Source organism: Hymenobacter sp. BRD128, from assembly GCF_013256625.1.
GTDB lineage: Bacteria > Bacteroidota > Bacteroidia > Cytophagales > Hymenobacteraceae > Hymenobacter.
The window spans coordinates 2402377-2414500 of record NZ_CP053908.1 but is presented as its reverse complement, the minus strand read 5'-3'; the positions used below and the strand labels follow the sequence as shown (position 1 = coordinate 2414500).

Below are 12124 nucleotides of genomic sequence, written 5' to 3'. Positions count from 1 at the left end.
CTGCCCGCGCAATGACGTTCCAGCCTTATGCCCGTTCCTTCCACCGATTTTAAGAAAGCCGTGGCCCGCCTCTCCGATAAGGAGAAGGAGGCGCTGGTGCTGCGCGCCGTGCGCCGCGATGCCGAGCTCTACGACACGTTCAGCTTTGAGCTGCTGCCCGAGGTGACGCTCGAAAGCGTGTATGAGGTGAGCGCCGACCGCATCCACGAGCTGTTTAACGTGGCTGTGACGGGCCGCCTGCTCAACCGCAGCCTCGTGAAGGCCCTGCGCGGCGCCGTGCAGGAGGCGGCCCGTGCCCGCCGCATCACCAAGAGCAAGCAGCTCGAAATCGACCTGAGCCTCTACACACTGCGGCTGATTTTCGATAATTACACCGGGCAGTTTGACAGCGTGTACCAGGGTTTTTTTGTGGGCACGGCCCGGCTAGCCACCCGGCTCACGCAGCTCATTCCGAAGCATTTGCACGAAGACCTGTGGCTGGAATACAAGCCCGAACTGGATGATTTTTTGACCCAGCTGCACGGGCGCCACAAGAGCCGTGAACTGAAATTTGAGCTGCCCCGCCAACTGGTTTTGCCTGACTAATGGCCATGCGCGAACCTTCTACGGCTGCCCCGGCCGGCGGCTGGCCCCAGGTGCCGCGCCGCATCACGCTGCGCAACTCGCTGAAATCGGCCCGCGACCCCATCGGGGCGCTCAACCAGCTGCTGGCGCACTACGGCGACACGGTGCGCCTGTACCTGGGTGGCGTGCGGCCTACGGTGGTCACGCGCGACCCGGCCCTGATGCAGCACATTTTGCAAAAAAACCACCGCCGCTACCACAAGTCGGACCTCACGCACGGGCTGGTGCGCTACCTGGGCCGCGGCCTGCTCACCAACGAAGGCGCCGACTGGCTGCGCCAGCGCCGGCTCATTCAGCCGGGCTTTCACCGGCAGCGGCTGGCGGGCCTCACGCGCCTGATGCGGGCGGCGGCCGACGAGTGGGTGGCCGAGCTTGATGCGCTGACTGCCGCTAGCCCGGTGGCCGAGCTCGACGTGCACGCCGCCATGACGCGGGTGGCGTTTCGCATCGTGGCCAGGTCGGTATTTGGCGACAGCCTCAGCGAAGGGCAGCTGGCCCAGCTCAGCGACTGGCTCACGGACATTCAAGCGTTTTACATTACTACCATCCGGCAGCCATACTTGCGGCCCTGGCACTGGGTGCGCGGCAACTACGGCCGCCACGACCGGCTGGCTAGCCAGCTGCGTGAGTTGGTGCGGGCGGCCATCGCCCGGCACCAAGCGGCGCAAGCGGCCGCCGGCCCACCCGCGCCCGACGACCTGCTGCAAATGCTGCTCGACGCCCGCTACGAAGACACCGGTGAGGCGATGACCGAAAACCAGCTGCTCGACGAGCTGAACATTCTGCTGGTGGCTGGCCACGAAACCTCGGCCAATGCCCTGGCCTGGGCGCTCTACCTGCTGGCCCGCCACCCCGCCGAGCAGGCCGCGCTGGTAGCCGAAATCGAGCGCGAGCTGCCCGGTGGCCGGCCGCCCGAGTTTGCCGACCTGCCCCGGCTGCCCTACGCCCTGCACGTGGTGCAGGAAGCCATGCGCCTCTACCCGCCGGCCTGGATAATGGACCGCGTGGCCACCGAGCCCGACGAGTTTCAGGGGCAGCCCATCCCCAAGGGGACGCTGTTTTCCTTGTACCTCTACGGCTTGCATCACCACCCCGCGCTGTGGCCCGATGCCGAAGTATTTCGGCCCGAGCGCTTTGCGGCCGGCGCCCAGCCGCCGCTGCCGGCCTATGGCTACCTGCCGTTTGGCGCGGGCCCGCGGCTGTGCGTGGGCCAACAGTTTGCGCTCACCGAGTTGCAACTGGTGCTCATTCAGACGCTGCGCCGCTACCAAGTAGAGCCGGCTAGCCCCGCCGTGCCTATTATGTCGCCGCTCATTACGCTGCGGCCGGGCGGCGCGCTGCCGCTGCGGTTTCGACGGCGGGCTGGCTAGGGCAGCGGAGGCTATGGCTGAAGCTGAATAGACCCTCTGCTTTAAGAAAAGCGTATAAGCCAAAACGAACGTCATGCTGAGCTTGCCGCAGCAGCTCGCCCGAATCGTTGGGGTTGGCAACCCTAGCGATGCGAGCGAGCTGCTGCGGCAAGCTCAGCATGACGTTCTGATTTTAGTTATTGCTACCCCATACGCTACTCATTTGGAACACCTCGCCCTCATCATCTTTCTGCTAGCCCTGCTGGTGGCGCTTTCGGCGCTGGCGCCCCGGCTCAAGCTGCCCTACCCGGTGCTGCTGGTGCTGGCGGGCGGGCTGCTAGGATTGGTGCCCGGCCTGCCGGCCATCGACATTGACCCCAACCTTATCTTCTTCATCTTTCTGCCGCCCCTGCTCTACGAGGCGAGCTACCAGATGTCGTGGCACGAGTTTGTGGCCAACCGGCGGCCCATTATGCTGCTGGCGGTAGGGCTGGTGCTGCTCACGACTACGGCCGTAGCGGCCCTGGCGCACTACTTTATTCCGGGCTTTAGCTGGGCGATGGGCTTTGTGCTGGGCGCGGTAGTGGCCCCACCCGACGCCGTGGCGGCCACCAGCGTCACGAAAGGCCTGGGGCTGCCGCGCCGCATCACGGGCATTCTGGAAGGCGAGAGCCTGGTAAACGACGCCTCGGCGCTCATTGCCTACCGCTACGCCGTGGCGGCGGTGGTGAGCGGCACGTTTGGCCTTTGGGATGCCAGCTGGCACTTTTTGTGGGTGGCCGGCGGCGGGGCGGGCATTGGCATCGCGGTGGGCTACCTGGTGGTGCGCATTCAGAATTTCCTGACCGATGCCACGCTCATTACGGCCCTCTCGCTGCTGCTGCCATTTGGTATTTACCTGGCCGCCGAGCACGTGGGTGTGTCGGGGGTGCTGGCCGTAGTGGCAATGGGCCTGATGATGAGCCGGCGCTCGCACGATATCTACGATAACCAGACGCGGCTGCTCAAGCACAGCTTCTGGCGGGTGCTAGGCTTTTTACTCAATGGCCTGGTTTTCTTGATAATTGGGCTGGAGCTGCGCACCATCCTGACGGGGCTCGGCGCGGGCGCGTTTTGGCCCACGCTGGGCTACGGCTTGCTGGTGAGTGCCTTGGCGATTGCCATTCGTATGGGCTGGGTATTTCCGGTGTCGTACCTGGGGCACTGGCTGGGGCGCCTGCTGGGCCGACCCGGCGAAATGGCACCCAAGCGCAACCTCTTTATTACTTCCTGGGCCGGGATGCGGGGGGTAGTGTCGCTAGCTACGGCGCTGGCCCTGCCGCTGGCCGTGCGCGGCGGCACGGCCTTTCCGCAGCGCAATACCATCTTGTTTATCACCTTCGTGGTTATCCTGGTTACGCTGCTGGTGCAGGGGCTGAGCCTGCCCTGGCTGGTGCGCCGGCTAGCCGTGCAGGAGTCGCCCGCCCAGCGCGCCGCCGAGGCGCAGGAGCTGCGACTGGCCCTCACCCGCGACGCGCTGGCCTACCTCGACCAGCGCCTGGCCGCCGAGGCCGCCGCTTCGGCGCCGCCCGATTCTAACCTGCTAACCCTGCGCGAAGTGCTGCGCCGCCAGGCGCGCCGCCTGCACGGCACCTTCGCCGCCAATGAGGCCACCGACGAGCAGCCGCCCACCGAAGCCGAAACTCAGGCCGCTACCTCATTTGAAGGCTTGCTGCGCTGCCGCCTCGACGTAACCGAGCACCAGCGCCAGCAGCTGGTGCGGCTGCACCGCGCCGCCACGTTCAGCGAAGAGGCCGTGCGGCAGGTTGAGTTGGAACTCGACCGCTTCGAAATCGCCCTCGATACGCAGCTGGCTACCGTGCAGCAGCCCGAAGCTGCCGAGCCGTCGGTCAAGGCTTAGGGCCTAGCGCCGGGCCACCACGCGCAGGTCGTCGGCTATGGTGGCGTCGTCGCGGAGCTGCTGAAAGCGTTCAAACTCGCTGGGAGTAAGCACCTGAGACAGGCGGTCGGCCAGCAGCTCGGGCGTGCGGGTCAGCCGCCGATGGTTTTGCACGGCTTTCTGCACGGCCACCGTGCGCTCGGGCGAAAGCTGGAGCGTGGCCGCCAGGTAGCGCACCAGCGGGCTCGCCCCGATGCCGCCACCGGCCAGCATGCCCACGCTGGGCGTGGGGCGCTCGGGGTCGTTCGAAGAAGCCAGGGCGGGGCGCTGACTCAGAACCAATGCTAGGAGAAAGATGGTGGTAAGCGATGCTTTCATAAATTGTAGGGTAGAGTATGGGGAGCAGCCGCCGCGCCTGCCGTAGCCACCAGGGCCGGTAGCGGGTGCGGCGGCAGCAAATGTACGTGCTGCTGCCCTAACCACAATCCTATTTTGTCATTGGTAAGTGCTGTATGGTAAAAATTATTTTTTTAAACCAACTTCGGGCGCCTAGTAGTTAATTGGCACAGTTTCAGCTTGCCAGGCGGGCAAGGCTACGGAATGAGCCGCGCGCCCAGCGCCCGGTGCAGGTCGGGTACGTCGTATGAGCGCAGCACGCCCGGCACCACCTCCGAATAAGCATCTTTAGCGGCCGGGTTTTCGAGAAAATACTGGAACGAGGGTGGCCCGCTGCCCACCTGCACCTGCTCGACCTGGGAGGCGAGTGTGCGCTTCGCCGTTGAGCTTTGCTGAGCGAAGAGCGGGGCCAGCACCGCCGCATGCAGCACCGCCAGGGTTGCCCGGCCATCGCCCCGTAGCACGAGCGGTAAGTCGCGCAGGGGAGCGGCGTGGCGCACGTAGGCTAGCAGCAGGCTTACGTCGGCCACGCGCTGGGCGAGCAGCGGGCGGCTCAGGTGCAGGGCTAGCGAGGCATCGCGGTATTCCTGGTTATAATATTTGGGGTCGTTAAATGCCGCTGGGTCGGTGGTTTCGCCCAGGCCGCGTAGGTCGGCTAGCAGCACGGCGGTGCCCTGGCGCTGGTAGGCGGCCAGGCGGGCGGCGCTGTCGCGCAGTACCGTGGCCATGCCCTGGCCGGGCAACCACAACACGAGGCGCGTGGGGGCCAGCGCGCCCGCCGGGGGCAGCAGGCGGCGGGCGGGCAGTGGGGGCTCGCCCGCCCGCCGCAGCACGACAGCTTGCCAGGCTTGGCCACTGGGCAGGCGCAGGGTATCGCGCACTTCCACGGAGCCGGGTGCCAGGCTGAGTACCGGGTAGGTACCCAGCTCGCGTTGCAGCACGCCCGCCAGCGCCTCGGGCGAGTAGGTAGGCCGGGCCTTGGCTAGCGCCCGCGCCTGGGCCAGGTGTAGGGCCGCCAGGCTTTGTTCGTCCTTAAAGGCCGTGGCTACCTGCCCGGTGGCCGTGCAGCGCAGCGTAGCCTCGGGCAAAGCAATGGGCGTAGCCTCCTCGGCCACGGCTGGCCCGCTAGCCCCCAGCCAGCGCCGAAACCACGCCACCGCCGCCGCCCGCTTAGGCACCGAAATGCCGTGGCCGTCGTCGTAGGTAAAAATATCCGTTTGCGCGGCTGCGCCCAGGGCAGCGTAGGCGCGGCGCGTGTCGGCGTAGGCGGCTTCCAGGTCGGTCTGGTCCACAAAGTCGTAGCGGCCGGTGAGTAGCAGCAGCGGCTTGGGCGCGAACATGATGGGCCAGTCGGCTACGTCGAGGCCGGCCGCGCCGGCGCCGGGCAGCATCACGCAGCCATCGGCGGGACCGGTAAGGGTGAGGTTGCGCTCGCCGGCGGCCACGTAGCTGCACAGCGCCGCCACTTTTACCCGCTCGTCGTAGCCTATGAAGTAGGCGGTCTGGGTAGCGCCGCCCGAGTTGCCAAGGCAGCCCACGCGAGCGGCATCGACCTCGGGCCGGGTCAGCAGGTAATCGAGGCTGCGCACGTTGTCCCACAGCTCCTCGGCGGGCAGGTTGGTGCCTAGCAGGTTAGCCTGGGCATTAAGCAAGGTATGCTCGGTAGTGCCGCCGCGGGTGAGAAATTTCCCGCCAGGGTCCACCAGCTGCATCCGCTCGCCCTGGCTCACGGGGTCGATAACGAGCACTACGAAGCCATTGCGGGCCAGCAGCCGGGCCGTTTGCTGGTAGCTGGGCGTGGCCTTGCTAGTCTGCTCGTGCCCGCAAAACAGCAGCGCCGCCGGCTTTTCGCCCTGGCCTGCGGGCACGTACAAATTGGCCGTGACGTGGTGGTGCGGCAAGCTCTCGTAAATAATTTTCTCAATCCGAAAGCCCACCTGCGCCACCGTGCCCACCACCCGCGCCCGCAGCGGCGTGCGCGCCGGCAGCGGCCCCAGCACCCGCCGGAAGCGCGCCCGCGCCGAGTCGCGGTACGCCGCCGTGCCGGCCGCCGAGGCCAGCGCCGCATCGAGGGCTAGCCGGCGCGGGGCGTACTGCTGGTGCACCTGCTGCAAGAGGTAAGTGGGCAGCGTGGCGGGCGCCTTCCAGTCGATAACGGGGGGGAGGGGGACTGGGCGGCGGCGGGCAGGCTAGTTAGCGCCAACAGCAGCGCGAGCAGGGTAAGCTTATTTTTCATGTTATCGGGTAGAGTAGCAAGCGAAAGGGCCGTTTCCCGGCTGGAAAACGACCCCGATTCGACTTTAGATAAACGCCGCGCTAGGCCTTTTCGGGCAGCAGCACGGCGTCGGGGTAGTTGCCGAGCACGGGCTGGCTGGGGGCGCCCTGGGTTACGGCCTCTACGAGCAGCTTGCCGCCCACGAAGGCGCCCTTCCAGCTTTCGCCCAGGCCGCCAAATACTTCTTCGCGGTCGCCGCGGCTGCGCAGCTGGTTGATGCCCACCTTGAAGGCGCGCAGCTCCTTGGCGGTGCGGGCGGCCCACTTCTCATCGTCCGAGCCCAGCGCGCTCACCAGGGCGCCGTTCGAGATGTTCATCTCGCCCACCAGCTCCTCCACGCGGTCCACGAGCACCACCGTGTCGATGGGGCCGAAGGGCTCCTTGAAATACAGCTCGGCCTGGCGGGGCAGGCCCACCAGCGCCCGCGGCGCGCGGTAGGCCGAGCGGTCTTGGCCGGGCAAAAAGAGGCTGTCGTCGAGCTTGCCTTGGTAGAACGGAATGGCGCCGTGCTTGCTGGCATCGGTGAAGAGCTCGTCGAGGCTTTCGGCCTGATGGGCATTGATGACGGGGCCGAAAGCCAGGTCGGGCAGCTTGTCGCCGGGGTTGTCCACCAGGGTCGGGTTGCCCACCTTAAGGCTGCCGATGGCCTTGGTGTAGGTTTCGAGAAACTGCGGAAACAACTCGCGCTGCACCACCCAGCGCACGTAGGCCGTGCAGCGCTGCTTGCCGTAGTCGTAGCCTTTGACGAGCTGCTCGGCCAGCTTGTCCCACTGCGAGTAGTTCCAGAGGCCGTAGGTGTTCACGCCCTCCATCTCCAGCATGTAGCGCTTGTGCTCCACGCTCAGGGCGTCGGCGATGTTGCGGCCGTTGTAGCGCCCGCCCACGAAACTGAGGCAATCCACGGCCGGGTCCTTCACCAGCACATCGCTGAGCTCGCCGCCGGGGCCGCTCACCAGCGTCACGGGCAGGCCGGCGCGGCGGGCAATGGCGAAGGTGAGGCTCAGCGAGATGAAGCCGCCGTCGGTGGGTGTTTTGGCGATAACCGAGTTGCCGGCCAGCGCCTGCACCAGCACCGCGTGCATGAGCACCGACATGGGGTAGTTCCAGGAAGCAATGTTGCTGACGAGGCCCAGCGGGCGGCGGTCGCCGAGCAGGCCCTCGATGTTTTCCACGTACCACTGCACACCCTCGATGGCGCGGTCGATGTCGTTGAAGCCCAGCTTGTAGGTTTTGCCGATTTCCCACATCAGCAGCTTGCTCACCAGGTCGATGTGCGGGCGCAGCTGGTCGAGGCAGTCCTGCACGCGGCGCTTGCGCTCGGCCAGTGGGGTGGCGGCCCAGGCGGCGGCTTCGCCCTTGGCAAAGCGCACGGCGCGCAGGGCGGCATCGTGCTTGAGCATAGGCAGCGCACCAATGTCGGAGCCATCAATGGGCGAATGGAAAGCGCGGGGCTCGCCGGGCGCCTGCCACTTGCCTTCGAGCAGGTTGAGAAAGCCGCCGTCGGCGGTAAATATTTCGGGTACGGCCTGCTGCACGTCATTCAGCAGCTTGCTGAATACGACTTCGGGGGCAATGATTTTAGGCATGAAAAAGAAGGGCGCCGGGTGTTGGTTGGGCGCATTGGTGAAAGGAATCAGACCTGTAAAACGGCCGACTGGCCTAATAGTTAGGGCGGTTGCCAGTAAGTAGCCCGGGCGTTCAGTCCGGCCGCATGCCTGGTGCGCCCCGCACGCTACCGGTCGTTCGCCCATTGTTACTCGCTAGGTTCACGGCCGGACTGAGCGTCCGGGCTACTGCGCCGCCACGGCTTGCAGCTCGCGCACCAGCTCGGCCGAGCCTACGAAGAGCGGCACGCGCTGGTGCAAATCCTGGCTAGGGGCACATCGAGCACATCGGCGGCGCCGGTTACGGCCACGCCGCCGGCCTGCTCGGTCACGAAGGCGATGGGGTAGGCCTCGTAGAGCAGGCGCAGCTTGCCGCTGGGCCATTCGCCGGTGGGCGGGTAGAGGTAAATGCCGCCCGTGAAGAGGTTGCGGTGGTAGTCGGCGGCCAGCGAGCCCACGTAGCGGGCGGTGTAGCGGCGCTGCTTGCAGGTGGTGAGGAAGGTGCGGGCAAACTCCGGAAAGTCAAACCAGTTGCCCTCGTTGCACGAGAATACCGTGCCCTGCGCCGGAATCGTCAGCTTGGGGTGAGAGAGGAAAAACTCACCCAGACTCGGCTCGTAGGTGAAGCCCGCCACGCCGTGGCCGGTGGTGTACACCAGCATCACGCTCGAGCCGTAGAGGATGTAGCCCGCCGCCACCTGCGCCCGGCCGCCTTGCGTAAAATCCTCGGCCCTAGCGGGCCCGCCGTAGCGGCTCACGCGCCGGTAGATGCTGAAGATGGTGCCCGTGCTCACGTTGAAGTCGAGGCTCACCGAGCCGTTGAGCGGGTTGAGCGCCACCACGTACTTGCCGTCGGGGTTGCCGGTTTCGATGAGGTCGGGCCGGGCCTCGCTGAGCACGGCGCAGCACTCGCGGCCGTTGGTGAGGGCACGCACGAAGCGGATGTGCGCCTCCTCGCCCAGGCGGTGGCTCGGGGCAGTGGTTTCGCCCTCGGGGCCCACGGCCTCGGCCAAGCTGCTAAGGCCGGCGCGGCTCACCTCGCGCACCATGATTTTGCTGGCCAGGGCCACGTCGCGCAGCAGCTGCGAGAGCTCGCCGGTGGCAAACGGAAACTCGGCCTGCTTGCGCATGATGTAGCGCTCAAGGGTGGTGCCGACGGGCGTGGCCAGCTCGTCGGGCGAGGGTAGCGGAGGGGAGGTAGACATAGTAGCACGTTGGCGCGGGGCTCTGCCCCGTGCCGGATAGGCGCGGGCCTCTGGCCCGCAGTCGTTGGAGTAATTCGGGGTGTCGGCACGGGGCAGAGCCCCGCGCCAGCGCACGGCTGAACGACCTATTTAGTGGCTTCCGGCTGCTTCTGCGACTGCCACAACACTACCTGCCAGCCCTGCGGATTTTTAATCTGCACGGTCACGTACTTGAGGTGGGCCACGTTGGGCGAGCCGTCGGGCTTATTGGGCTGGTAGATGGTAATTTGGCCATTCACCACGGCCGCGGTGCCGCCATTGTAGGCGCGCACGTTGAGGTTTTCCACGTCAATCTTATCGTACACGCTCTTGCCGTCGCGAATACTTTGCAGGTAGTCGGCTTTGCCATTCTGCTTGCCGCTGGCGTGAGTGTACACCAGGTCGTCGGCAAAGGCTTTTTCGAGAAAAACATAGTCCTTACTGACCTGGGCGGCGAAGCGCTGGCGTTCCAGCGCCTCCACTTCCTTAGCCGCCTCGGCGTTGCGCTGGGCCGGATTGCTTTGGGTGGGCAGCCGGGCCATAGTGTGCGGGCGGGCTTTGGGCGCAGTTTGGGCCTGGGCAAGCAAAGGCAGGGCTAGCAGCGCCAGCGCGGTGAACGAGCGTTTCATAGAAGCAGCTTAAGAAGCAGTGGGGAGAATGTCGCTCTCATCGAGCTTGATGGGCTCCATGCGCGGTACCAGCGCGAACATCAGCACCCAGGCCACCAGGTAGGCCGCCCCGCAGATGAAAAACATGATGTAGTAGGCCTTGTCGAGCTGCCCGATGCTCTCGAAGTGCACAAACATGCGCTTCTGCACCAGGGCCGTGAGGGCGATGCCGCCCAGGCCGCCCGCCATCCCGCCAATACCCGTAACCGAGGCCACGGCGCGCTTCGGAAACATGTCCGATACGGTGGTGAAGATGTTGGCGCTCCACGCCTGGTGGGCCGCCGCCGCAATGCCGATAACCAGCACCGCCAGCCACATATTCATGCCCCCCAGCCACTGCGCAAACACAATCGGGAACACGCAGCAGGCAATGAGCAGCATGGCCGTTTTGCGGGCCTTGAAAGCCGGCATGCCGCGCTTGATAAACCCGAGCGGCAAGTAGCCGCCGCCTACGCTGCCGATGCTCGAGAGCACGTACACGGCCGCCACCGGCAGGGCAATGGCCGTGCCCTTGAGGTGGTACTGCTTGGTCAGAAAGTCGGGCAACCAGAACAGGTAAAACCACCAGATGGGGTCGGTAATGAACTTGCCCAGCACGAAGGCCCAGGTCTGGCGGAAGCCCAGCAGCGGCAGCCAGCCCACCTTGGGCTTTTCCTCCGTCACGCCCTCAGTGGGCAGGCCCACCGGAATATCGGCATTGATGTAATCAAACTCGGCCTTGCTCAGGCGCTTGCTCTCGGCCGGCGTTTCGTACACGAGCATCCACAGCACCAGCCACACGAAACCCAGCGCGCCAGTGAGGATGAAAGCCCACTGCCAGCCGATGGTTTCGGCGATGAGTGGCACCGTGAGCGGCGCCACAATAGCGCCCACGTTGGAGCCAGAGTTGAAGATGCCCGTGGCCAGGGCCCGCTCGCGCTGCGGAAACCACTCGGCCGTCGTCTTGATGGCGGCCGGGAAATTACCGGCTTCGGTAATCCCAAGAAAGCCCCGCGCCACCCCAAAGCCCAGCGTGCTGCTCACCAGCGCGTGGCCCATGGCGGCCACGCTCCACAGCGCCGTCGAAAGCGCGTAGCCGAGCTTGGTACCCAGCTTGTCGATGATGCGGCCCACCCCAATCATGCCCACCGCGTAGGCCAGCTTGAAGGCAATCTCGATGTTGGCGTAGTCGCCCGCGTTCCAGCGAAACGCCGTTTCGAGGTAGGGCTTCAGCAGCGAGATAACCGCCCGGTCGAGGTAGTTGATGGTGGTGGCAAAGAACACCAGCGAACAGATAGTCCAGCGGTACCGGCCGATGACGGCCGCCGTATCGGCACCGGGCGGCGAGCTGCGAAGGGTGGGATTCATAGAATAGAGCTTTCGTATCGAATACTTAAAATTCGGTTGGCCTTGCGAGCCTGCCAAGCATTGACAACCAATTAGTGTTTATCAACCAGCCGCTACTCGCTTCTGTAAAAACTGCATCAGCGGAGCTACCCGCGCCGTGATGGTGGCCGCGTCGCTAGCCCCCTTGAAGAGCTGCGAGCCCACGCCCACCACGTTCACGCCGGCCCCAAACCACTCGGTGAGGCTAGCCTCGGTGGGCTCGACGCCGCCCGTCACCATGAGCTTGGTGCCGGGCATGGGGCCGCGCAGGGCCTTAATGTAGTCCGGGCCAACCAGGTTGCCGGGGAAGATTTTAACCAGCTGCGCCCCTAGCTGGGTGGCGGCATAAATCTCATTAGGCGTCATGGCGCCGGGCACCCAGGCCACGTCGTGCCGCTGGCAGGCGGCGGCTACCTCGGCGGTGGTCACGGGCTGCACCACGAAGGCCGCGCCGGCCGCGATGAAGCGCTCGGCCTCGGCGGCGGTGTAGATGGTGCCGATGCCCAGCACGAGGTCGGGGCAGTCGGCGGCCACCAGCTTGGCTAGCTCCTGAAATACCTCGAAGGCATTCGCGCCCCGGTTGGTAAACTCAAATACCCGGACGCCCCCCGCGTAGCAGCCCCGCACAATGGACTGCGCATAAGCCGCATCGGCGTGGAAAAAAACCGGCACCAGCGGCGCGGCCAGGGTACGGGTAATAACTTCTTGGGAAGACATTTTTAGTTTCAATTAGCAGTGAGC

The 12124-nt window shown here is 65.6% G+C and carries 10 protein-coding genes; 3 read left to right on the top strand and 7 right to left on the bottom strand.

The features are described from left to right. The first annotated feature begins 27 nt into the window (after positions 1-27). The 3 genes from GKZ68_RS10755 to GKZ68_RS10745 all read left to right on the top strand — a co-directional run bounded on the left by GKZ68_RS10755 (position 28) and on the right by GKZ68_RS10745 (position 3873). Positions 28-585 (top strand): hypothetical protein, encoded by a 558-nt coding sequence (locus GKZ68_RS10755; protein ID WP_173114384.1) that lies wholly within the window; start codon positions 28-30, stop codon positions 583-585. 5 nt (positions 586-590) lie between these two features. Further along, a complete protein-coding gene (locus GKZ68_RS10750) occupies positions 591-1994 on the top strand; it encodes a cytochrome P450 (protein ID WP_173114381.1) in 1404 nt (467 codons plus the stop codon). 202 nt (positions 1995-2196) lie between these two features. After that, on the top strand, positions 2197-3873 hold the full coding sequence (locus tag GKZ68_RS10745; protein ID WP_173114378.1) for a Na+/H+ antiporter: 1677 nt from the start codon (positions 2197-2199) through the stop codon (positions 3871-3873). Positions 3874-3876: 3 nt separating this feature from the next. Here the strand turns inward: GKZ68_RS10745 and GKZ68_RS10740 are convergent, their stop codons facing one another. From GKZ68_RS10740 to GKZ68_RS10710, 7 genes are all read right to left on the bottom strand, one after another. After that, positions 3877-4230: a hypothetical protein gene (locus GKZ68_RS10740; protein WP_173114375.1), complete on the bottom strand. Its 354-nt coding sequence runs from the start codon at positions 4228-4230 to the stop codon at positions 3877-3879. A 215-nt stretch (positions 4231-4445) separates the two neighbouring features. Then, entirely contained in the window at positions 4446-6362 is a 1917-nt protein-coding gene (locus GKZ68_RS10735) for an acetylxylan esterase (protein WP_173114373.1), read from the bottom strand. Positions 6363-6564: 202 nt separating this feature from the next. Further along, on the bottom strand, positions 6565-8109 hold the full coding sequence (locus GKZ68_RS10730) for an aldehyde dehydrogenase family protein (RefSeq protein WP_173114370.1): 1545 nt from the start codon (positions 8107-8109) through the stop codon (positions 6565-6567). A gap of 251 nt (positions 8110-8360) precedes the next feature. Further along, entirely contained in the window at positions 8361-9332 is a 972-nt protein-coding gene (locus GKZ68_RS10725) for a class 1 fructose-1,6-bisphosphatase (RefSeq protein WP_367949156.1), read from the bottom strand. Positions 9333-9457: 125 nt separating this feature from the next. Next, entirely contained in the window at positions 9458-9979 is a 522-nt protein-coding gene (locus GKZ68_RS10720; RefSeq protein ID WP_254243966.1) for a nuclear transport factor 2 family protein, read from the bottom strand. A gap of 9 nt (positions 9980-9988) precedes the next feature. Beyond that, positions 9989-11365 (bottom strand): MFS transporter, encoded by a 1377-nt coding sequence (locus GKZ68_RS10715; protein ID WP_173114367.1) that lies wholly within the window; start codon positions 11363-11365, stop codon positions 9989-9991. An 81-nt stretch (positions 11366-11446) separates the two neighbouring features. Continuing rightward, positions 11447-12100, bottom strand: coding sequence for a bifunctional 4-hydroxy-2-oxoglutarate aldolase/2-dehydro-3-deoxy-phosphogluconate aldolase (locus tag GKZ68_RS10710; protein ID WP_173114364.1), 654 nt, complete (start codon positions 12098-12100; stop codon positions 11447-11449). Positions 12101-12124 lie beyond the last annotated feature (24 nt).

What these genes read in the sequence shown, in the direction of transcription:
- GKZ68_RS10755 (WP_173114384.1), top strand. Translation starts at nt 28, where the DNA reads ATGCCCGTTCCTTCCACCGATTTTAAGAAAGCCGTGGCCCGCCTCTCC.
- GKZ68_RS10750 (WP_173114381.1), top strand. Translation starts at nt 591, where the DNA reads ATGCGCGAACCTTCTACGGCTGCCCCGGCCGGCGGCTGGCCCCAGGTG.
- GKZ68_RS10740 (WP_173114375.1), bottom strand. Translation starts at nt 4,230, where the DNA reads ATGAAAGCATCGCTTACCACCATCTTTCTCCTAGCATTGGTTCTGAGT.
- GKZ68_RS10730 (WP_173114370.1), bottom strand. Translation starts at nt 8,109, where the DNA reads ATGCCTAAAATCATTGCCCCCGAAGTCGTATTCAGCAAGCTGCTGAAT.
- GKZ68_RS10725 (WP_367949156.1), bottom strand. Translation starts at nt 9,332, where the DNA reads ATGTCTACCTCCCCTCCGCTACCCTCGCCCGACGAGCTGGCCACGCCC.
- GKZ68_RS10720 (WP_254243966.1), bottom strand. Translation starts at nt 9,979, where the DNA reads ATGAAACGCTCGTTCACCGCGCTGGCGCTGCTAGCCCTGCCTTTGCTT.
- GKZ68_RS10715 (WP_173114367.1), bottom strand. Translation starts at nt 11,365, where the DNA reads ATGAATCCCACCCTTCGCAGCTCGCCGCCCGGTGCCGATACGGCGGCC.
- GKZ68_RS10710 (WP_173114364.1), bottom strand. Translation starts at nt 12,100, where the DNA reads ATGTCTTCCCAAGAAGTTATTACCCGTACCCTGGCCGCGCCGCTGGTG.